This window comes from Elusimicrobiota bacterium (genome assembly GCA_016721625.1).
Taxonomy (GTDB): Bacteria; Elusimicrobiota; Elusimicrobia; order FEN-1173; family FEN-1173; genus JADKHR01.
Genome location: JADKHR010000001.1, coordinates 2,030,477 through 2,053,190, shown reverse-complemented (window position 1 = coordinate 2,053,190; position 22,714 = coordinate 2,030,477). Strand labels below are relative to the sequence as shown.

At 58.7% G+C, this 22,714-nt stretch carries 17 protein-coding genes; 6 read left to right on the top strand and 11 right to left on the bottom strand.

Translation table 11 applies throughout. The features are described from left to right. Window positions 1-33 precede the first annotated feature (33 nt). From IPP35_08945 to IPP35_08895, 11 genes are all read right to left on the bottom strand, one after another. Window positions 34-1,302: a hypothetical protein gene (locus IPP35_08945; protein MBL0059216.1), complete on the bottom strand. Its 1,269-nt coding sequence runs from the start codon at window positions 1,300-1,302 to the stop codon at window positions 34-36. Further along, on the bottom strand, window positions 1,239-2,159 hold the full coding sequence (locus IPP35_08940) for a hypothetical protein (GenBank protein ID MBL0059215.1): 921 nt from the start codon (window positions 2,157-2,159) through the stop codon (window positions 1,239-1,241). Before IPP35_08940 ends, IPP35_08945 begins: the two co-directional genes overlap by 64 nt. A 7-nt stretch (window positions 2,160-2,166) precedes the next feature. Continuing rightward, complete coding sequence (locus IPP35_08935) at window positions 2,167-3,783, bottom strand: gliding motility-associated C-terminal domain-containing protein (GenBank protein MBL0059214.1); 1,617 nt, start codon at window positions 3,781-3,783, stop codon at window positions 2,167-2,169. After that, a complete protein-coding gene (locus IPP35_08930; GenBank protein MBL0059213.1) occupies window positions 3,780-4,430 on the bottom strand; it encodes a hypothetical protein in 651 nt (216 codons plus the stop codon). Before IPP35_08930 ends, IPP35_08935 begins: the two co-directional genes overlap by 4 nt. Window positions 4,431-4,488: 58 nt before the next feature. Further along, complete coding sequence (locus tag IPP35_08925) at window positions 4,489-5,304, bottom strand: hypothetical protein (protein MBL0059212.1); 816 nt, start codon at window positions 5,302-5,304, stop codon at window positions 4,489-4,491. Between the two features lie 59 nt (window positions 5,305-5,363). Further along, window positions 5,364-6,161 (bottom strand): hypothetical protein, encoded by a 798-nt coding sequence (locus IPP35_08920; GenBank protein ID MBL0059211.1) that lies wholly within the window; start codon window positions 6,159-6,161, stop codon window positions 5,364-5,366. Between the two features lie 312 nt (window positions 6,162-6,473). Continuing rightward, a complete protein-coding gene (gene rfbD / locus IPP35_08915; protein ID MBL0059210.1) occupies window positions 6,474-7,340 on the bottom strand; it encodes a dTDP-4-dehydrorhamnose reductase in 867 nt (288 codons plus the stop codon). A 265-nt stretch (window positions 7,341-7,605) separates the two neighbouring features. After that, window positions 7,606-8,646 carry an aspartate-semialdehyde dehydrogenase gene (locus IPP35_08910; protein MBL0059209.1) on the bottom strand — a complete coding sequence of 347 codons (1,041 nt, stop codon included), beginning with the start codon at window positions 8,644-8,646 and terminating at the stop codon, window positions 7,606-7,608. Between the two features lie 69 nt (window positions 8,647-8,715). Next, window positions 8,716-12,255, bottom strand: a complete 3,540-nt coding sequence (locus tag IPP35_08905; GenBank protein MBL0059208.1) for a DNA polymerase III subunit alpha — start codon at window positions 12,253-12,255, stop codon at window positions 8,716-8,718. A gap of 85 nt (window positions 12,256-12,340) precedes the next feature. Continuing rightward, a complete protein-coding gene (locus tag IPP35_08900; GenBank protein ID MBL0059207.1) occupies window positions 12,341-13,141 on the bottom strand; it encodes a class I SAM-dependent methyltransferase in 801 nt (266 codons plus the stop codon). Further along, window positions 13,138-13,887, bottom strand: coding sequence for a class I SAM-dependent methyltransferase (locus IPP35_08895; GenBank protein ID MBL0059206.1), 750 nt, complete (start codon window positions 13,885-13,887; stop codon window positions 13,138-13,140). The genes IPP35_08900 and IPP35_08895 overlap by 4 nt, the downstream gene beginning before the upstream one ends. A 172-nt stretch (window positions 13,888-14,059) precedes the next feature. Here IPP35_08895 and IPP35_08890 point away from each other — a divergent pair, with 172 nt between their 5' ends. The 6 genes from IPP35_08890 (at window position 14,060) to IPP35_08865 (ending at window position 22,665) form a co-directional block, all read left to right on the top strand. After that, window positions 14,060-15,694, top strand: coding sequence for a glycosyltransferase family 39 protein (locus IPP35_08890; GenBank protein ID MBL0059205.1), 1,635 nt, complete (start codon window positions 14,060-14,062; stop codon window positions 15,692-15,694). After that, complete coding sequence (locus IPP35_08885; GenBank protein MBL0059204.1) at window positions 15,691-17,379, top strand: glycosyltransferase family 39 protein; 1,689 nt, start codon at window positions 15,691-15,693, stop codon at window positions 17,377-17,379. Before IPP35_08890 ends, IPP35_08885 begins: the two co-directional genes overlap by 4 nt. Window positions 17,380-17,484: 105 nt before the next feature. Further along, complete coding sequence (locus IPP35_08880; GenBank protein MBL0059203.1) at window positions 17,485-18,465, top strand: glycosyltransferase family 2 protein; 981 nt, start codon at window positions 17,485-17,487, stop codon at window positions 18,463-18,465. 65 nt (window positions 18,466-18,530) lie between these two features. Further along, a complete protein-coding gene (locus IPP35_08875; GenBank protein MBL0059202.1) occupies window positions 18,531-20,225 on the top strand; it encodes a hypothetical protein in 1,695 nt (564 codons plus the stop codon). A 336-nt stretch (window positions 20,226-20,561) separates the two neighbouring features. Then, window positions 20,562-21,338 (top strand): outer membrane lipoprotein-sorting protein, encoded by a 777-nt coding sequence (locus tag IPP35_08870; protein MBL0059201.1) that lies wholly within the window; start codon window positions 20,562-20,564, stop codon window positions 21,336-21,338. A gap of 4 nt (window positions 21,339-21,342) precedes the next feature. Next, window positions 21,343-22,665: a hypothetical protein gene (locus tag IPP35_08865; GenBank protein MBL0059200.1), complete on the top strand. Its 1,323-nt coding sequence runs from the start codon at window positions 21,343-21,345 to the stop codon at window positions 22,663-22,665. Window positions 22,666-22,714: the final 49 nt, after the last annotated feature.

Here is a 22,714-nt window from a genome sequence, read left to right as displayed (position 1 = left end):
GGTAAAAAAATGAATTAATGAGAGAAGAAGAAGTTAATTGGAAAATTCGATGTTGTCGAAATACACGACGCCGGTCGGGGTATTCACCTTGGCGCGTTCAAAGAGGAGTTCAAAGGACTTGATCGAGGCTTTGTCCAGCTGGGCCGGCAGGAAACCGTTCAGGTTAATTTCGAAATCTTGCCATGTGTCGGTGAGACCCAAAATCGTGTCGCCGATGGACCCGGCGGGCGCGTTGGACGTCAAGATGAAACTAAATTTTCCGGGATTCGTGCCGCCTTCGGCCCGGGCCCGAAACTTGATTTTTCTGTATGACGAAGCATTCACCGGCACCGCGAGATATCCGTCCGCGCCGCCCCCGAAATGAAAGAGATATCCGGCGTCGTTTGTTCTTCCGACAGCGGTGCTCACGTCATAGGCGACCCGAAACATGCGGCCGACGCCGACATCCTGCGCCGGAAAGCTGAGCCCGGCGCTGATCGGCGCGCCAACGATTCCGATCTTCCCGCCCAGAGCGTCGCGTTCGTCCATGTCCCCGAAATGGTCGATCCGCAGACGGGGCGCCGTCGGGTCCGCGGAGAGGTCCTTGAAAGCGATGTCGTCGATGTAAACGGTGCTGTCTTGGGCGAAGGCTGATCCTATCGCGTAGGTCTTGTCGAACAGGAATTCCAGCTGGGTGACATTGGCGAAAGAGTCGAGGTTGGCGAAGGCCCGGACAGGAATCCGCACCTCCGACCACCCCGATGTAATTCCACCGTCCAGATAGTCGTTGACGAACAGAATGGCGGTTTTCCGCGCCGCAGTGCCGCTCGCGTTGGTCAATTGAATTTTAAGGTGTTCGACCCCGCCAAGGGCTCCGCGGACAAAAAACACCACATGGGTGAAATCGGAGAGGTCCACCGGCTTGTCGGCGCCCAAGACCTGCGGTGCCAATTTAATCCAGTAACCGTTCCAGCCACCCGAGGTGGAAAGTGTGGAGGCCAACTTCAAGGACGCGCCGGAAGGGCCGTTGAAAATTCCGGTATCGTAGGTCGCCACAATACTGGCGTCGGGCATGGGCCCCGAGATGGCCCCGTTCAAAGTATTGCTGTCGGCGTCGTTGTAATTGTCGACGTCCCAATTCATCCCCAGCACTTTGGCCTGGGCGGACACATCGTTGACCACCGCCACTCCGGCGCGAGCCGAGGGCGTAACCCAGGCGGCGAGGAAGGACAGCGCGACCATCCCGGCGCGGCGCATCATCAGAATTCCAACCCGATCGTGGCCCGATGGGACCCGGACGTCGACTCCACTTCCAGCGGCCACATGAAGGTGTAATCCACGGAGAGATGCGTTGTTTTCCCCATGGCGTGGCGGTAGCCCAGACCGGCGCCCACCTGGTGGGTGTCGGTGCCGAGCCGGGCCGCCAGACGATTTTCGACGAACCGCCCCTCCACTCCCAGCTGGGGGGTCAGGGTTCCTTCTCGGAAAACGAAATCCAAGGGCGTGGACCAATTTTTCCAATCGTACCGGGCGCCCAGGGCGGCCTCAAAAGGCAGGCGTTGGGTTTCCCCCAGACCCACGTTGGGCTGGTTCAGGGACCGGAGCGAAAGTCCGGCCGACAAACCCGGAAGAAGGAAATCCATGTTGGGGAGATGGGCGTGGAGGTCAATGGCCACCGCGTCCTGGCCGGCACCGTCTTTAAACACCGGATCGGACGCGCTCCGCGAGTCCAAGGTATATTTTTGCGAGAGATACCGGAGGGACAACCCCGCCGAAAAGGACCCAACCCCCGGAACGTCGTCGTAACGTTGGGCGGCGCTCAGGACCACGGTGTCCTCCCGGCGCAGGCTTCCGGCCACCACGCTCCCCCATCCGAGGGCCATGATCGTCTTGGCGGGCAGGGGGTGTACATAGGCCAACTGGTTCATGGACAAATCGACCTCGTCGACCCCAGTAAAAAGTTGTGCGTAACCGAAATTCGCGCCCCGCGGTCGGACAGAAGCGGCCGCGGCGGGATTGTAAAACGCGGCCGTTGGATCGTCGCCCACGGTAGTGAACGCGCCGCCCAAAGCCGCCGAGCGGGCGGACCAAAGCGGATCTTCAAACGCCGCCCGAACGGAAAGGGTCCCCAGGGTCAACCCGACCGCGCTAAGCAAAGCTCGAATTCGGATGAATGTCATAGGTTCCTCACCGCGCCACAGCGATCATGCCGGTCACGGTCAACCCCTGGCCGGTCAGGCGATATACGTAGGTACCGTTTTCGACCACTTTCCCGTCGTCGTCCCGGCCGTCCCATTCCGGAACGTTCGTGATCAGCCGGACCCGTTCACCCCGGACATTAAATATTTGGATTTCAATGGGACCATCCCCGACATTGATGTTGAAGACGGCCGCGTCCCACACGCCATCCCCGTTCGGGGTGAAGATCTTTTCCTTTGGCCGGACGGATTCGGCCGTCACCGGCCCGCCCGCGGGGAACAACCCAAACACACTGAAATGGCTGATGGAGGCGCTCACCAGGTTGTTCACGACATCCACGCTTCCCCCCACAACTCGCCACTCGATTCCGTCAAACCAATAGATCCGAAGAAGTTTTTCGTCCGCCCCCGTCCCGTCCACCAAGCCGTCGTCGTCCTCGTCCAAATAGGGAATCGTCAACGTCGCCACGCGACTGAACCGGGTTCCGCTGGGCCCCACCTCAAAAGCACTGACCGGGTCCAAGGATTTGAACGTCGGGATCAGAGATGGATCTTTCTGGGACACCGAGATGCTTTGGAGGGTTGTCCCCGCGGGAACCGAGAGAGAGAAACCGGGCCGCCGAGGATCGCCCACGGCGACATCCACCCGGCCGCCGGCGCTGGTCATGGACCGCGTCACGGTTCCGAACTCGGGAACGAGGTTGGCCCGATAATAATCGCCTTCCACCGGCGGCAGGCGGGACTCATTTTGATATTCATCGAGGGCGGTGAAATAGTATTCCAAAACGCCGGGGGCGACGATCCCCGCCGGCAAGGCGGCGTCAAAAATGTACCGCATGGGATTCTTCGGATCCAACGTTAACCCCGCCGACGCGGTTTGAAAAACCGGGTCTCCGGCGAGGCGGAAATGCAACGTTCCCACGGGAACGGTGGGTGGTTCCTCATAAAGAACAGCGCCGACCCCGATGGGGATGTCGATCAACACCACGTCGTTAAACGGCGTATGTTCGATGCCGGGCCCCACGATGTCGGGCACCGTGCTCGACTCTTCCAACACCATTTTCCCTTGGTAATCCCCACGGAGGGTACTGGGCGCAACGGTGACGCCCAGATACACAAGGGATTTCCCGCCGGTGGGCGTCAAGAGGGCGTTCAGCGGCTTATCGGAGTCGAAGCCCGGGTCGCCTTGTTCAATCATTTCCGTCCAAGTGGATTCGCTAGCGGGACTGAATGTGCCGTCGACAACATTGGGTTTTGAAGGAAAATTCTTGAAAAACAGTGGCAAGGGCGGTCGGGCCTTGTCGCTCACAAGTCCGGCCTCGGTTTTATTGTAGGCCTTGGTGTTGTTCGTGTATAAATAGACCCGCCGATAGGGAGAGTCCGGGTGTCCGATATCGAGATACTGGCGGGCCGTGTGGTGCGTTTTTGCGCTGGGAAGACCCCCGAAAGTCAAACCCGTGTTGGTCTGGACCTCGTCCGTGACGACGTCGCGAATCTGCAGAGTCACGGAATGGGCGGGGAGAGTCAAAAGCCCCACCGCCACGACGGCGGAAGCCGCGGCCCTCCGTGGTTGATCCCATTTCCCGAACCCCAAACCCCTGTTCATTGAACGCTCCGCTCCATTGGACCAAATGTCTTGATCACCTGCAACGTCCCCCCCGGTCCTTCACGAAAAAAAATCCGCACGGTTCCATGCCCCGTCCACGCCCTTCCCCTCAAAGGAACCGTCACATGCGCTTGCCCTGTTTCGCCCGGATCCAAAGGCCCCGTGACGCCTTCTTGAAAAACGGTCGCTGGTTCTCCCTCCGCCATCGTCAAGTCGACCCCCGCCATCCACCGAACACGCATGTTGCCGGTGTTCCGACAATCCGCAGTCACCTCGGCGCCGTCGTTCTGGACCCGAACCGCGACCGAACCCACCTCGACCGCGTAACGCTCGGTGCCGGTCATGATCAACGTCGCACGGCGCACGATTCGAACCTCGCTGTCCATCGGTCCCGGCATCGAGACCACCACCTCCACGGTCCGTTCTCCCTCCCCGCGGGGAGCCCGGGCTCGGAGCGTGACCCGCCGTCGTTCCCCTGGCGAAAGGGAAATGGCCTGCGCCGGGACCCTCAACCAGGGGGTCTTCCCTTCGTCCCCACGCAGGCTAATATGGGCCTGAACGGGCACCCGGTCGTCGTTATATAAAGTCAGGTCCACCTTCGCTTTTTTCCCCGGCGGTGCGCGAAAGAACAACATCTCGGGCGTCACATCCAAGGCGCCTCCCCTTGCGGGCAGGCACAGTAAAAAGAGCCGAATCCAAAAACATCTAAAGACCGGGAACCGCACCCTGCGGAACCACCCGGATCCCCGCTGACGTGATCCCCACTTCGAAATCCCCCGAAAGGGTTTTCAGCTCGGCGCCGATGATCCGATAACTCAAATCAAGATGGGCCTGGTAATTTCCCGGAACCCATCGATTCAACCGGCTACGGGCAAAAAATTGCTTTGTGGTGTTGGGCAATATCGGCGGACCGTTCTCGATCGCAATCCGCTCCAGTTCCAATCCGTCGGCATTGGAAAGAAGGATATCGCCGCGGGGGCGCACATGAACATTCCCGGTCGAAATGAGCGTGACGATGAATTCCAGTCCATGGTTTTCTAAAGAAGAAGCCGATATCTTGCTAAAAGACAGATCCACCTTTTCGTGCCCCCGGGCGATTAAATAAAGAGGGATCGCATGGCCCATTTGAATGCTCATTCCTGCCTGGTTTTGTTTCTGGGGTGGCATTCGGAACATGAGATGCGCCATGGTCTCCCCCGTGAAATCCTTGGGGACGTGAACTCTATAAAAGAGGGTTGTTTTTCCAAGGGGGGGTAAAATTAAATTCTTTGGGATTTTGAACTTGAGCCATTTTTCAGGAGGAAGGGTGGAACTCCCGGTTTCTTGCCGCCAGCCGTCACTCACGGACACCGTGATCACGGCGGGCTCGGACAAAGGGTTTTGAATTTGGATCCGCCCCTTCGCCTTTTTCCCGGGAGCGAGGGAGAACTCGATCACGCTGGGGGAGACGGCGACAAAGGAAGACGCCCGGCCCAGGGGCGCCAGCAGGAGAAATGAACCGATGATCCACAACAAGCGCATGGATAATCCCCCCCCTCCCCGCCGGGAGGATCGACCTCCCGGCGGGGACGTTCGGGATATTATTGCTCGATCAGATCAAACATGATCTTGGTATCGTAGGTGGCTTTCGCGGCGCCATTGAAGTTCGCCCCGACATAGTAGTAGAAGGGCGTCGTGGGCGTGAGCGTGGGCAGGTTGCCGTCGGCCGTGGCCGGTTTGACGACGCGGGTGAAGGAAGGCGAACCGAAGGCGACGTTGCAATATCCTGCCGCGTCGGAAGCCGTGAAGCTCTCGTCTTTTTTGTTTACCCCACCGACGATTTCAACCGTTGAGGGATCGTCAAAATCCTTACCGTCCTTCAGGAAGGTGAATCCGTTGGTTAGTCCCTGTTCGGGGTTTCCAATGACGGGACCGCCGACGACAGTGGAGGTGCTCGCCCACCAGCCCATGGCGGCTTTCGCTGAGTTGACATCGCCTTTCAAACCGCCGAAGTTGTAGCCCCAAGTCGTCGTCGTTTGCTTGACTTGGTCAGCGTCCCCTAGGTTCAGGGCTGGGAAATTGTTGGTGTAGGTTCTCAGACGCCAGCCTTTCCCATCCGCGCTGACATGGTTGTCATCGACGGTGATCTGCACGTATTCGAGGGGTTTATTGCTCCAGGCCGACGCGCCCGCGGCGATGTCGCCGAACCGAAGCACCCGCGATCCCGGATCCGTGTTATCGGCAATGAGCTTTACATCGGTGTACAACGCGCTGGCGCCAAGCACTTTAGCTCCGACGGTGACATCATTTGTGCCAACCGTGGTTTCGGCGGCGCGGGCAATGCTGACGGAAAAGGCGACGGCGAGGACCGCGGCGCCCAGGGTTACGATTCGCTTCATTGGACTTCCTCCTGAAGGATCAAGTGTGTGCCCGGAAGCCGCGAAGGTGGGCCCGCGACATTGGGGGCGAACTGATGGGTATATTGTAGAACGGAAGAGCGAAGAAAGGGAGAAGAAAATGTAACATTATTGTAACATTTAAGTGCCCGCGCGGGCACTTTAAGGAAAGCGCCGCAAGGGTATTGTGTGTCTCCCAATACATGGAGTGTCTCGTGTCTCTTTAGCCCTCTGAAGCGATTTTCCCTCTTGGGAGGCCGGTCGTTGCGCCCAAGCGGGAATCCGGGTGAAGAGACGCCGGGGAAGAGAGCGGTGTCAGGCGGGGCGAAGGGGGTTTTGGGCGAAGTAGGCCGCGAGAGCTTCCCGCCAAGGGCGAAGCGGGCGGATCCCCAGGGCAAGCAATCGTTCAGAGACCAAACGCGTATCGGGAGACCGCCGCATGGAGCCGCTCCATTGGGCGGAGGAGATTGGAGCGAGGGGGGCGGAGAGTCCCGCGGTTTCCAGAACGGCTTGGGCGAATTGGAACCAGGTGCACCCGCCTCCGTTGGTCAGATGATAGGTCCCGCCGGGGACTTTCCTGTCCAACAGTTCCCAGACTTTCTCAGCCAAGTCCCGGGCGTAGGTGGGAGACATCACGATGTCGTCGACCACGCGGAGCGTCTCTCCGTTCCGGGCCCGGGAGAGCACGGTCTGAACAAAATTCCCTCCTTTAGAGCGGGATCCCGTCACCCCGTACAACCCCGCCGTGCGACACACCATATTAGTCTCTGACGCCGCCAGGACAAACCGTTCCCCCCCGTATTTAGACAGGGCGTAGACGGTCATCGGGTTGGGCGGGTCCGTCTCCACGTAGGGGGCGCCCTTTTTCCCGTCAAAAACAAAGTCGGTGGAGAAATGAACCAGCCGGGCGCCCAGGCCGGCGCACAGGGAGGCCAGGGCCCGGGGGGCGAGCGTGTTGACGGCGAAAGCGGGAACCGGATCTTTCTCGCAAAGTTCGGTCCGGTTAAAAGCGGCGGTGTTCAAAACGATCTCGGGCGCGGCCCCGCGGACGAACCGCTCTAAAGCGGCGGCGTCGGTCAGGTCGGCGTCGAGACGGGTGTGAAGGAGGAGGGTGTGGCCGGGGTTCGTATGAACAAGCTCGGCGCCCAACTGCCCCTGGGCGCCGAGCAGGAGAACTCGCATCTATTGATGCCTGTGTAAATAACGCCCTATTTGGCCGGGGCGATTTTGGGGCGCCGGCAAGGAGCGAGAAGGGAGCATACCGGGAGTATGTGACCGCCGAGCGACGCGGTCGCCGCTCCGAAAGCGCCCCGGCCCTTCGGGGAGGCCCCCCTTCGGGCGATTTCTTCGTTGTTCGTCGGTTACGATGGCCCGCATCGCGCCCTCCTCACGCCTCGAACTCGCCGCGAATCCGGGCCTCCCAAATAGGGTGTTATTTTCACAGGCATCAATAACGCGCCGAGGAAGGTTTAAGCCATCCCTTGGCGATGAGCGTTTCCGCGATCTGGACCGCGTTCAACGCGGCGCCTTTCCAAAGATTGTCCCCAACGATCCAAAAACACAGCGCGTGGCCGTTGAAAAGATCCGACCGAATCCGGCCCACGAGAGTTTCCTCCCGGCCCGCGGCCGCGATGGGCATGGGACAGGTCACGCCGTCCAGGGGTGAAACCTCATCCACCACTCGAAGGCCCGGAGCGCGGGACAACACCTCCCGAGCGGAGGCGGCCGTGATGGGTTTTTCCGTCTCGATCCAGACGGATTCCCCGTGGCCCACCGTGGTCGGAACGCGCACCGTGGTCACGGAAACCTGAATGTTCGGGTCCAGCATTTTGTGCGTCTCTTTAACGACCTTCCATTCCTCGTTCGAATAACCCTGTTCTTCGATCTTCCAGTTGTTGGCCAGGAGATTAAAAGCGATTTGATTGGGAAACCCCCCCAAGTCCGTGATCGGCTCTCCGGCGAGAACCTTCTTGGCCTGGTCCCGCAACGCCTCGATGGCTTTCCCCCCCGCCCCCGAAACGGCCTGGTAGGTGGAGACGACCACGCGCTTTACGCCAAAGGCCCGGTGCAAAGGGGCCAGACCCATCAAAAGGACGGCGGTGGTGCAGTTGGGATTGGCGATGGTCCCCTGGTGGGACTTCAAAGCCTCGGCATTGACTTCGGGGACCACGAGAGGCACGCTCGGGTCCATGCGGAAGTCCGCCCCGTTATCGATCACCACGGCGCCCCGGGCGATGGCCTCTTTGCCAAAGGTCACCGCCGCCCCCTTTTCCCCTTCCGTTCCCGCGAAGAGCGCGATGTCGATGCCGTTGAAGGCGTCCGGGGTGGTTTCCCGGACCTGGAAAACGGATCCGTCCACTGTCATCGGGCGCGATGTCCGCGCCAGCACGCGCAGTTCCTCCAAAGGAAAATTCCTATTTTTCAGCACCCGAATCATCTCAACGCCGACGGCGCCGGCGCCCACCACGGCCACACGATATTTCTTCAAGAGAAACCTCCCCAATAAAAAAGGCGCGCCCGAAGGCCGCCTAAAGCGATTATACCACAAGAAACCGCTTTACGCTTGCAGTTCCACCTGATCACGGCCGACCACGTTTTGAAGTTCGTTCAGAAGGCCGTCCGAGGGGGCCACCGTATTCTCGGTGGAAAGGCGGAAGAGGCCGTGGGTCGGGGTGGTCAGCTCAAAACAAACGCGGCAGGGGCCCGGGTGGCCCGCGCAGATTCGGTGAATTTTTCCGACCAGTTCGTCCTCCAAACCCGCCGTCGACAGTTTGAGAACGAGACGCTTGATGAAACGTTCCCGGGCCTCTTTCAGCGGGACCACTTCTTCGACCAACAGGTTCTTGTCATCGGCGCGGAGCTCGACCCGGCCTTTCACCACCACCATTTCGTGGGCCACCAGGAGTTTGGCGATCGCGGGGGTGTAGGTCTTCGGGAAAACCACGCACTCGAGCTCGCCGTCCAGGTCCTCGAGCTTAAACCGGCTCATGGCGTTGCCGGATTTCGTGACGGTCTTTTTCGTGTTGACGATCATCCCGGCCACGCGAACGATGCCCGATTCCGGCAAGGTCCCGAGGGTGTGGGTCGTGTAGCTCGTCAGTTCCTTCCGATAGCGGGCGAGCGGGTGTCCCGAAAGATAAAAACCAAGAACTTCCTTTTCGTTCGCCAAAAGTTCGTGTTCCGAGCAGGAAGAGACGCCCGGCCCGGCGCCGTTTCCGCCCGCCGCGGGTTTGGCGTGGGACACCGATCCCAAATCGAAAAGCGCCCCCTGGCCGCCGGAGGCCGCTTCGCGCAGGCTCGCGGATCGGGTCAGGAGACCATCCACCTCGGAAAGGAGTTGCGACCGCCAGCGACACAGTTCCGGCATCCGGACCTCCTCCCCCTCTTCCCCCAGGACCGGGCGAAACCCGTCGAAGGCGCCGGATTTAATGAGGGATTCCATGACCTTGCGGTTGGTCTGGCGGGTGTCCACCCGGGCGCAGAAGTCGCCCAGCGACAGAAAGGGGCCCCGCTTTCGGGCCTCGAGAATCGATTCCACTCCCCCTTCCCCCACATTCTTCACCGCCACCAAGCCGAAACGGATCGCCGAGGCTTTTTTTGAATCGGGAGGGCTTTCCACGGCGAAGACATCGCTGGAGGTCTGGACGTCCGGCGGGAGGATCTCGATCCCCATGTCCTGGGCCTCCCCCATGTAGATCACCAGTTTCGATTCCACCTCCTTGGAGCCGAGCGCCGAATGTTCGATTTCTGAGGTCAAAAGCGTCGCCATAAACTCCACCGGAAAATTCGCTTTCAAAAACGCTGTCTGGTAACTCACCAGGCCGTAGGCGGACGCGTGGCTTTTGTTGAACCCGTACCCGCCGAATTGAACCACCAAATCGAAGACTTTTTCAGCGGTTTTCCGTTCTACTTTGTTTTCCGCGCACCCTTTCATGAACGTATCTTTTTGCTGTTGAAGGATCTCGGGGATTTTTTTGCCCATGGCTTTCCGGAGCACGTCCGCCTGTCCCGGCGTGTAGCCGGCCAATACCTGGGCGATCTGCATCACCTGCTCCTGATACACGATGATGCCGTAGGTGTCTTTTAGCAAGGGTTCCAGGAGCGGGTGGTCGAAGCGAACTTTGGAACGGGCGTGTTTGCGGGAGACGAACTCGTCCAACATGCCGGACCCCATGGGGCCGGGTCGATAGAGGGAGATCAGGGCCACCACGTCCGACAGGGTGGTGGGTTTCAATTTCCGAAGCAAATCCCGCATCCCCGACGATTCGAGCTGGAATACCCCCGCCGTTTTCGCCTGGGCCAGCAGTTTGAACGCCGCGGGGTCGTCCACCGGAATTTTGTCGATATCAAAAGCGGGTTCGTGACGCGCGCGCACGAGGGTGACCGCGTCCCGGATCACGGAAAGAGTGCGAAGGCCCAGGAAGTCCACTTTCAAGAGACCCAACTTCAGCAGGGCTTCGTCGTTGTATTGCGTCGTGACCACGTCCCGGGACCCCTTGGCCAGCGGCACGTGCTGGGTCAGCTCCCCCGCGGCGATGATGGTCCCCGCCGCGTGAACCCCCGTGTGGCGTTTAATGCCTTCGAGTTTCTGGGCCATATCCAACAGTTTTTTCACCTGGGGGTCTGTTTTATAGAGCTGTTGGAGGTCCGTCACGGCCCCCAAGGCGCTGTGGATGGTGGTTCCCAGCTCCCGAGGGATCAACCGACAAACGCGATCCACCTCGGGGAGCGGGATGCCCAAGACGCGGCCCACGTCCCGCACCACCAGGCGCGCCAACATGGACCCAAAGGTGATGATCTGCGCCACGCAGGCTTCGCCGTATTTGTGGCGAACGTATTCGATCACTTTCTCGCGGCCGTCATCGGAAAAATCGATGTCCAAGTCCGGCATGGAACGGCGCTCGGGGTTCAGGAACCGCTCGAAGAGAAGCCCGTTTTGGATCGGGTCGATGTTGGTGATCGACAACGCGAAGGCCGTCAGGGCGCCGGCGCCCGAACCGCGGCCTGGGCCCACGGGAATCCCCTGGGTTCGGGCATAGCGGATGAAGTCCCAGACGATCAGGAAATAGGTGGAAAAACCCATTTTCCGGATGATCCCCAGCTCGTAGTCGAGCCGGGTTTTATATTCGGGCCGGATGTGGCCCATGCGTTTTTTGAGGCCCTCGAGACAGAGTTTTTCCAAATAGTTTTCGGGGGAATCCCCCACAGGAACGTCATAGCGGGGGAGCAGGATTTGGTTAAACGTCAGCTCCAGATGGGCCCGCTCGGCGATGGCCAGGGTATTTTTCAGCGCCTGGGGAACCTCGCCGAACACTTGAAGCATTTCCGCCGAGGATTTATAGTAAAACTCCGGCGCGCCGTATTTAAGGCGTTTGGGGTCGTCCAGGGTTTTCCCGGTCCCGATGCACAAAAGAACGTCGTGGGCCAGGTGGTCTTCTTTCCGGAAATAGTGACAGTCGTTGGTGGCGACCAGCGGGGCGTCGAATTGTTTGGCCAGCTCGATCAGCCGGGGGAAAACCTTCCGCTGGTCCGCCAAACCGTGGTCCATCAATTCGATAAAAAAGTTTTCTTTTCCGAAAATTTGGCGATAGGCGTCCAAGGCCGCCGCGGCCTTCTCCGGACGGTCCGCCAGGAGCGCCCCCGGGATGACCCCTTTCAAACACCCGGACAGACCCACCAACCCTTCCGAGTGCTGGGCCAAAATTTCCTTGTCGATCCTGGGTTTGTAGTAATACCCCTCCAGGAAGGCCCGGGAAGAAAGCTTCATCAAATTCCGATACCCCGCCTCGCTGATGGCCAAAAGGGTCAGGTGGTTGGACGCCTCGGACGGGCTCCCCTGGCGGTCCAGACGGGACTCCGGAGCGATGTAGGCCTCCATCCCAATGATGGGCTTAACCCCCACGTCGGTGCAAACCGAGTAAAACTCGATGGCGCCGTAGAGGTTGCCGTGATCGGTGATGGCCAGCGCCGGAAACTTGGCCGCCGCGATGGATTTGATGAACTCGGAAGGATGACCCTTCTCGTCTGTCAGCCGGGCGGCGCCGTCCAACAAACTGTATTCGGTATGGTTATGAAGGTGTACGAACTCGGGGGCCATGGGGGAGCGCCATTATACCTGTTCCCGACCCCTTCGTCTAACGGAGGGGGGACAACGACAAAACCCGGCGACCGGCCGAACGAAGTCAATCGGTGTTGGGTTTGGCGGGTGATTTTTCGAAAATCAACGACCAGGAATGCCCGTGGGTTTGAACCATGGATCGAAAAGAAACCGGAAGGCCGTCAAAGAGAGCCAACGCTTCCCCGCGGGTCCAATAGTTGGCGATCGACGGAAATAGCTGGTCGAAAATGATGGCCTCGGTGTGGCGGAAACTTAACCTGCGCTGAAGGGTTCGGTAGGACGTCACGGGCAGGATCCGAAGTCCGCCGCGATACACGGCGGTGATCCCCTTCGCCAAAATTCGCGTGAACCCCAAAGGGAGATGTTTGGTCAAGAAACGCAGCGGTCGGAGGAAAGCTAAGTAAACAGAGTTCCCCTCTTTGCCGTAAACCCAAACGGCAATCATCCCTCCCGGCTTGGCCGCCCTGACTAATTTGGCGACGGCCCCCCGGGGGTTGGCTAAGTGGTGGAGAACGCCGATGCAAAATACAATGTCAAATTCATCGGAACGGTCCAAATCGTAAATGGACTGAAAAGCAACCCGACATGAAGGAAAAGAACGGAGATTATTTGACGCCGCCGAAACCGTTCGAGAATCGAAATCAAATGCATAGCCGGAAGCGGCGCCGGCCTGCATCGCCCAGTAACTGTTTCGGCCCATGCCGCAACCGGCGTCCAAAAAATGCACCCGCTTGAAATTTTCCGGTTTAAGGGGTTGCACCCAGGTCCAAAATTGCTCTCGATGCTCCGGCAGGATCTCGGAATAAGCCTGCCATTCAAACCCGAACTCCTTTTCGGTTCCGCGTCGTTCCACGCCCTCGCTCACGGTTTTTCCGCCAGAGCGTAGAGTTGAGCGCCGCGGAAGGAGGAATTGAGCTTGAACAACCCCCGAAGACACGCACAGACAATTTTTTGTTGAACCGAGTAGGCCTCCTCCCCATAGCGGCGCATGGCGCGATCTGGGAAAAGGTTGGCGATCCATTTGGAAAGATCGTGAAAAGGCCACCCGGTGTTCCAGACCCGGAGCGGCTTCCATCCCGCTGAATTCAGAAGGGCCGTCATTTCGGACACGGAAAAATGACGCCGGTGCCCCACCCGCCTTTCGGTCTCACGAAGGGGACCACTTTGGGTTGATAGGATCAGCCGACCCGCCGGTCGGGCCAAGGCGAAAGCGTGAGAAAGCAGAAGATCCGGTCGGGAGACATGCTCGATCACCTCCAAAGCGGTCACGGCATCGAAAGATTCGCGCAACTCCGGACCCAGAGACCCCTCTGTGTCCAGATCCGTCACAATCCAAGAAACGGTCGGCCACTCTTTTCGATTCAATTGCATCTGGGTGGAAGACCGGTCAATTCCGGTCATTCGCGCCTGGGGAAAAAGTTGAGTCACTTTGGACAAAAATGCGCCATCCCCACAACCCAAATCGCACAGTCTGTCCGGGGGGGCATCGGCCAGGATTGAACTCACCGCCGTCACCCGGGCGCGGGGGGCCGCCATCCAACGCCAATAATCCCGCCGACCCAGCTCAAGTGCGCCGTAGTATCTCGCGTTCACGTCCGACTCGAAGGCCATAAAAGAGAACTCCATTGTTCGGTGCCATTCCGATGAAAACGATTCTACCTAAAAACGCCAAACCTCAGTAAATCCTCATTTCCATCATCGATTCACTGCGGACCCAAGACGAATGGATAAACCCTTTCCCAAGGACAAGCAGAAAGATACACTACGGCTGAGAAACTCACCCATGCTTCGTTTCCCCCCAACGAAAACCATTGGACCCCTGACGGCCATCTTCACGGTGTGGGGCATCGCCGTTTTTTCAGGAGGGTGGGGCGTGGATTTTGGATTTCATTGGGACGAAGGAATGATCCTTCGATGGGTCCTGTGGTCGGTTGAACATAGAACGGCCCTCCCCCCCTCTTTCCTTTATCCGTCTCTCCTTCACATAATCACCCTGGCCTTCCTTCTGTTTCAAGGATGGATCGGCCTCGTTGGTGGAACGAGGGAACCGTTCCTCCAACAGCTCCTGGAAATCGCCCTCAGCCAAAAATTCCATTTTTCTCTCCGGCTCTTAACCGTGTTTCTTTCGTCCTTGGCCATTTTTTGGGTGGCGATGGCCGTCTGGGTGTGGAGGAAAAAACCCTGGGAAGCGGTTCTCGCCGCCGCTCTTCTTGGCCTATCTTGGGAAGTCAACTACCACAGCCGGTGGTTCACGGTGGATCCGCTCATGATGCAATTCGGGGCCCTCCTCATTTTGTGTCTTGTCCAGGCCCGGTTTTCACCTCACCCGGATCGGTGGCGGATCGCCGCGGCGGTCGCGGCCGGGCTCGCCGCGGGGTCCAAGTACACCGCGGGACTCTGCCTCCTCCCCGTTCTCGCCATTCTCTTTTTTCAGAGGCCCGGCATAAAAAATCGGGAATTTTGGAAGGAAGCCTGCCGACTAACGGTGGTTTTCCTCGTCACGTTTCTCGCCACCACTCCCGGAATCCTATGGAGTTGGGGAAAGTTCTATCAAGACCTCTTGTTCCAATCCCACACCTATTTCCAGAACGGATGGAACGCCTACACAGAGGGGCGCGGCTTCCCCCATTTTTTCTGGATGTCGGCGTATTTGGGCGGAACGGTTTTTTCCTGGTCTGCTCCCGTGGCACTGGGATTCTCCGGCCTGGCCCTGCTGGGCGCCGTTGATCTTCTCAAAAAGGAAAAAAAGTTTGCGGCCGTCTTTCTGGTGTTTCCCATCGCCTACGTGGCGCTCTTTTCTGTCCAGATTGTCATGATCGTTCGCAACCTGCTCATCCTCATTCCCTTCGGAGCGATCCTGGCCACCCGGGGCGCGACGGTCGCATATGACTCCCTTTCAGGTCCGTTCCGCAAGGGCTTCGCCGTCCTCCTCGTCGCCGCCATGCTCACCAACGCCTCCTGGTTGGTGCATGCCGCGTGGACCGTGCGGACGCGCGCAAGGCCCAACCAGGCCGGCCTCCTCTCCCAATTCATAGAGCGGCATCCCCGCCGCCAATTCTTGCTCAGCCAGACGTCTTTCAAAGCGCTCCGCTCCTTGCCCGGCCCAAAACCGACCAACGTGACCGTCGGTTTTCGTGAACCGTCCGATTTCACCGTGTTTAACACGGCCGAAGCCCGAAATCGCTTTGATGGTCGCTGGAAAGCCAATCGCCCGCATTCCGTGGAAACCTGGATGGGGCCCTACGAAGTGAATCTCAACTATTACCCGACCTGGATGGGCGACGATCGGTTTGTCGTCATGAAGACGGAACGAGCGTTGAACCTTCTTCTTGATCCGCGGACGCCCAGAACCGGGGCACAGACCGATGCGGGTCCTTCGGCCCAACTTCCTCAACGGGAGGTCGGCCCCCACCCATGATTCGCCGTCTCCGATTTCTCGAACAACCACACTGGGTTTTAGCCTTTCTTCTCACGGCTCATGGATGGTTGGTGATCGATGCCGCCCGGCGTCAGTCCCCGCCGTGGGACGAGATTATTTCTCCCGCCGTGGGGCTGGCCCAATGGCGGACCGGGGAAATCGGGATTAACACCGCACATCCTTTCTTGTCCAAATTGATTTGCTCCGTCCCCCTTTTGTTCACCTCCGCCGAACTCCCCCTCGAACACTCCTCTTGGCGCAACAAGGACCAGTTCCGTTTTGGATTCCAGTTCACTTTTCGTGGAACGCTCGATCCCAAGAAAATTATTTTTTGGAGCCGAATACCCAGCCTCATCCTTTCCATGGGGATGTGCCTAATGGGCTTCCGCTGGGGACGATCCCTCTGGGGGCCCAAGGGGGGATTCATTTGCCTGTTGTGTTTATCGATGTCCCCCATCCTCTTATCGAGAGCCAGCCTGGCCCTGCTGGAGATGCCCCTCTACTTTTTCTTGACGCTGACGCTGGTATTTTGGACCGACTGGCGCCGGGCCGGTCAGCGGCGGGCCTATGTCTTTGGCACCGTGGCCGCGGGATGCGCCCTGGCCTGCAAATCCGCTTCGGCCCCCTTCCTGGCCGCGCTCGTTCTGGCCGAATTCGCCGCGCAGAAACCGGGCCGAACTCTCCGGCGACGAACCGGGGACGCCTTGGGTTTTGTTTTTTTGACCGCCCTCACGGTTCTTCTCTTGTATCTCCCCTGGAAGGGCGGGTGGGCGGCCCTCAAAACCGCTTGGCTGTTCCCCCTGAATTTTGGAGACGTTCACAACCAATTCTTCTTTGCGGGAACCCTCTACCAAAACGCATCGCCGATTTTAACCTGGGCGGCCCTGGCGCTGAAAGCCCCGCTCTTTATTTGGGCCCTGGCGCTGTGGGGAGGCCTCCTTTGGTATCGATCCGGTCTTGAGAGGGATGTGTGGCGTGGACTTTCGTTTATGGTCGGAATCACTCTTTTTTCTTTTCTCGGAACGGGAAGCGCCCTGTCCACCGTTCAACTTTCACCTCTCTACATCGGGCTCGGTGCTCTCGCGAGCGGGATCGCTTGCCAAAAATGGGACGCAAAAAAGGCGGCGCTCGCGGCCCTTCTGTTGTTGGGAGCGGCCGTGGAAATTGGCCGCGCCCACCCCAACCAAACGGCGTTTTTTAACTTTTTAGCGGGAGGCCCCTCCCAAGGATACCGATGGCTGGCCGATTCCGATCAGGATTGGGGCCAGTCCCTCCCGGAACTACATCGCTATCTGGAGAAAGAAGGGAATCCCGGCATCATTTTGTGCTACTCCGGACCGGCGGATCCAGAGGCCTATGGGATTCTTTATCAAGACCTGATCTCCCCCGCCCTTGTCAGCCGGGGACGAACGAATCGCCTATTGCCGGTTCATGGGGAGAAGGTGTTCCTGGCCGTGGGCGCCAAAGTTCTTCAAACCGAACCCAATGCCCTTCACTGGCTGATGGGGAACGTTCCGCGCCGAACCCTCGTGGATTCCTGCTTTCATGTGTACGACGTCTCACTGGACAGCGCCATTTTCCAGCGGATGGCCAACCTCTATCATCAGATGGGTCGGGAACCCGAAGCCCAATGGGCCGCCGAAAAAGCCCGTTGGTTGAATTCGGTGGCGCCGAATCGCCCGTGATGCTCCCGCTCCCATGAGAGAGGCCTCCCGATTTCCAGCTTTCGCCTTGGACCAGCTCCCCCTCGATGCTATAATGACCGCGGTTAAATTTGTGAAAAATAAAAGATGATTTCCATCGTCCTTCCCATCCATAACGAGGCGGCCAACCTTCCAGATTTGCTGGAAGCTCTTGACCGATCGCTTTCCTCCATCGATCACGAAACGATCCTCGTCAACGATGGCTCCACGGACGGAACGGGAGAATGCCTCGACGCTCGCGCCCGGCGGGACCCGCGGACACGGGTCCTCCATCTCTCGCGCAATTTCGGGCAGACCGCGGCCCTGTCCGCGGGGTTGGACGCGGCCCAGGGAGACGTCATCGTGACCTTGGACGCCGATGGCCAAAACGATCCGGCCGATATCCCCAAACTTCTCGACGCGCTGGCGGATGGCGCCGACGTGGCGAGCGGTTGGCGACGGGTTCGGCGCGACCCCTGGCTGACGCGAATCTTTCCTTCTCGGGTCGCCAATGCCTTCATCGCTCGCGTGACGGGCGTCCCCCTGCACGATTACGGTTGCACGTTAAAAGCCTACCGGCGTTCCATTCTGGGGGACCTTCGGCTTTACGGGGAGATGCATCGACTGATCCCCATCTGGTGCGCCTGGAAAGGCGCCCGCATCGTGGAAGTGGAAGTACGCCACCACCCCCGGCGGTTCGGACGATCCAAGTATGGCATCGGGCGAACCTTTCGAGTGCTTTTGGATCTCCTCACAGCCAAGTTTTTTTACAGTTACCTGGCCAGCCCAAGCCATGCCCTGGGCGGCGTGGGCATCCTCCTGATCGGTGGCGGGTTCTTCGCGGGACTTTTTCCGATTCTGGACAAGTTCGTTTTCAACCAGTGGGGACCCCTGCGGATTCCGTTCATGATCTTTTCGGTGTTTCTTGGGCTCCTGGGCATGCAATTCCTAGCCCTTGGGGTCTTGGCGGAGATTCTGGTGCGCATTTACTACGAGAACAGAAACGAGCACACCTACCGGATCGCCCGCTCCAATCCGGAAAACCTGGAACGGCCCTTGTCCCAGAACCTTTCCCGAGGCGGCGAATAAAATTTACATCTCTGTTACAAGAAATTCTGGCGATCTTGTGCCTTCGTGGGGTAATCTTGTTCCATATGATTTCAACTTTTAGGAAACAGGCGGCGCTCCTCCTCGGCTTTGGCATGCTTCTCCTAGGAGCCTACTCCAGGAGCGCATTTGCGCGGGGCTCCGATTGGGACAGCCCCAACCTGTGGAAGGTTGAAACGGATGGGGAAAGTTCCTTGGAGGTGCGTCCCGCCAAGGGCATCGACGGGGTTCGATTGGATCTCCGCTTCACCCTCCAGGGCCCCGGGTTCCGCTGGGTCCAACTCTCCCGCCCTTGGGACGAAAGCGTTCTGGAAGGGCATCCGTTGACCTTCCTTTTCCGAGCGGATTCCCAGGCGGTTCTTGAAATCAAGATCGAAGACGTGGACGGATCGAACTTCGTCTGCCGGTACCCTTTGAACCAGTACCGATCGAAGTGGGAACCCGTGGTCCTCTACCGGGAAAGTTTTGAATACGCCTGGGGCGGGGACGGCAACCTGGACCGACCGAAAACCATCTCCCTGGCTATTTCAGGGAAAGCGGAAATCGGTTCCCTGGCCATCGACGAGATCGGTCCCGGTCGGCGGGGATTGCCCGCCTCGCCCGTTCCGGACGGCCCGCGCCTGGACCCTAACCGTTTCAAGGAAGGGTTTGGGTTCCTGGCTCGCCGGGCCCGCCGCGACCGCCCGGAAGATCCCCGCGTCTATGAATGGCTGAAGGCCGTGCAAGACGCTGGTTCCATCGAGCGCCAACTCCTGCCGTCCATGGAAGACAACCGGGCCCAGACCTTTAACAACGCCCTGGCCGCCATCGTCTTCATCCTTAAAGACGACCGCGAGCGGGCCGAGCGTATCCTCGACTTTTACGCGGCCGCCACCCGTGAATACAACCGCGACGTCCGATCGCAAAACTTTTTTGTCAACGGCGAGGCGCGAGGCTTTTATCAGGAGATGTTCCTCCAGGACACGGCCGAGGGCGCGGCCCTGCACGCCCCCGAGGGGTGCGACCGATGGATCGGAGACATGGCGTGGCTCTTGATCGCCACCCAGTATTACGCCCGCCGTTACGATCCCGCCCGCTACGAGCGCCTCGCGGGCCTTCTCCGGGACCTTTTGGTGTCCTTCTATCGGCCCGCCGACCTGGGCGGGTTCATCCGCCACGGTTGGCGGCGAAATGACACGGCCCTGCACGAAACCGTCGGCCACCCGGAGGGGAACATCGACTGTTACGCCGCCCTCAAACTGTCGGGGGAGGATTCCCTCGCCGCCCAGATCCAAACCTGGCTCCACTCCACCCTGGTAGGAAGCCGCCTGCCCTTGGACCTTTACACGTGGCGCGTGCTGGCGCTCGGCCCCGCGTATGCGAATGCGCTCGCCGTTCCGGAAAACGACTTCCGCTACCGAAAAATTGTCGACGTGAACGGCCACCGCGTCATGGGTTTTTTTCACAGCGCCGCCACGGACGTCAACAACCTTTGGATCGACGGGCTCGGCCACATGGCCTGCGCCAACGACGTCGCGGGCGATGTCGACAGGGCACGTTTCTATTCCAACCAAATGGACGCGCTTATCATCGACCGGAAAATCGAAAACAAGGACACCCGCGCTCTCCCCTACACCGCCAATAAAGAGGGTGGGTTCGAGTGGGTCCGCTTCGATCGGGGGTTCGTCTCCACCGCCGCCTGGTACATCTTCGCCAAAAACCACTTCAACCCTTTCACGCTCAAATCATCCCTAAAGCGTTGACCCGCATTTTTTCCGACCTTTCCTCCCTTCTTCAATTCCGGCCGTCATCCTCCGCCTCAACCTTTTGAACGGCTGGTCTTGACAACCGGGAGGTTTGGGGATATGTTAGCTTTGAAGGGCTTGAGGATCCCGGGTGCGAGCGGCGGCCCGTCCACCCGGCATCGAGGGAGTCGCGCAGGGGGAAAGAGAGAGCCACCACAACGAGGACATCATCCCTTTGGAAAAGCGGAAACCTGCCCAGCGGAGCATGGAAATTTACATCGACGGGGGCCCCCCGTTTACGGGAAAGACTTCCGGCGAACCAGCAAGAGCCTTATTAAACCTTAGGAGGAGAGAATGAGAATTCGTATCGGGAGCGCCTTGGCTTTCATGGTCCTGTCAAGCTTCGCGGTGGCGGCGGACAACCCGGATGCCCGAACCATCGCGCAGCGCGTCAACGACCGAGAAGACGGAAAAGATTCCTATGCAAAGGTGGACATGTTGCTCACCGACCGATCCGGGGTCACCCAATCCCGGTCCATGATTTCCGCCACAAAGGATTATGGGAAGTTGAGCAAAAGTTACATCCGGTTCTCGGCGCCGGCTTCTATTGAAGATACCAGTTTCCTCTCTTGGGAAGTGGAAGGGAAAGACGACGAACAATTCCTCTTCTTGCCCGAACTCGGAAGAGACCGCCGCATCGTCTCCTCCCAAAAAGACAGCGACTTCGTCAACACGGACTTCACCTACGAAGACATGCAGAAAAGGAACGTGGACAAAGACACCCACAAGATCCTGCGTGAAGAAAAGGTGGGCGAATACGACTGTTGGGTGTTGGAGAGCGTCCCCATCGATCCGAAATCGTCTCAATATAAACGCTGGGTCGCTTGGATTCCGAAAGGGATTTACCTCCCGCTCCGGGTCGAATTCTATACCCGCATCCTCCGCCAACCCACAAAAATACTCACCACGCGACGCCTAAAAAAGGTGGACGGAATCTGGACGGCCATAGAAGCCGAAATGAAAAATTATGAGCGGAACACCATGACCTTGCTCCGAACCATTGAGATCAAATACAATCAAGGTTTGCCCGACCGAATGTTCTCCCGTGCCTACCTGAAACGCAACCGGTAAACCAATGATTCGAGGGCTCCTTAAACAAAGAGGGCGGGTCCTCCTCGGCTTCTTCCTCATCGCGGGCCCGGGGTGGGCGCGGAAACCCCCACCCAAACCTCTCCCGATCAAGTTGACGGCCAAGATATCGAACCGTTTTAATTGGGACTTTAAGAAAGATAATCTTCTGGAAGACACGTCCCAAACCAACACGGAGATGATCGCCCAGGCCAAGTATTTGCCAAACCCGCGCGTTCAGGTGGTGGTCGGGGAATGGATGGTGGACAACGACTTGCGCCCCTACAACATGTATCTCAACTTGTCCTCCGACCATGTCAATTTCCGACTGGGGAACCAAATCGTTCGGTGGGGGAAAGCGGACGAGATCAGCCCCCTGGACGTCCTCAACCCCGAAGATTTGACCCTCGGGTTCAACCGGGTTCGGGCGGATCGGAAGATCCCCGTCCCCATGGCCAATCTGGAGTTCCTTTCGGACGCCATCTCCCTCCAGGGCGTTTTTATCCCTTTTTTCGAGAAATCCATCTTCAAATACACGGGGGATGACTGGGCGTATTTTGACCATTTGGAAAAAAAATACGGCCCTATCAATATCATTGAACAGGAACCGGCCCAGACCATGAAAGACGCTGGCTACGGAGGACGCCTTTCCGGCGCCCTGGGACGTTTTGACTTGGCCTTCAGCTACCTGAACCACCGGCGGGACATCCCGACCCTCGTGGGTTTCCCCATTGGGCCACCCGTCGTGCCTGGCCAAGTGGGGGGCATTGAGGACCTGGTAAAATTCTCCAAGTTCGGGTTCCCCCCATTTATCCCTCCCCAACCCATTCAGTTCCGATACGACCGCGAAGAACGGTACGGTTTCGAGTTCGAGACCACGGCGGGAAGTTTTGGTTTGCGGGGAGACCTCAGCTACGTTTCCAGCCAAAGTTTTACCACCCAGAACCTTCAAGAGCAGTGGAAACCGGTGATCACCGCCGTGGGGGGCATGGACTACAGCGGCCCCGCGGGATCCTACATCAATGTGTCCGTCAGCCAAACCCAAATTCGGGATTACGACCCGATCCTCGCTCCAACAGAAGAGAAAACCACCACCCTCAGCGCACAGTTTTCCCTGGAACTCATGAGCGGAAATGTCAAACTCTCCTATCTTGGCTACATGAACGTCACCGACAAAAGTTATTACCACAACCCCAAGGTCAATATCGGCTACATCCCGAATATCGGGATAGAGGTCGGGGTCGACATCTACGGCGGCCCGTCCTACAGTCAAACGGGATTTTTTGGAAACAACGATCAAGCCTACCTCGCCCTAAAATACTTCTTCTAACCCGCCCAAAAAGAAAGAGGGCAGGCCCCCGAGCGGAGACCTGCCCTCT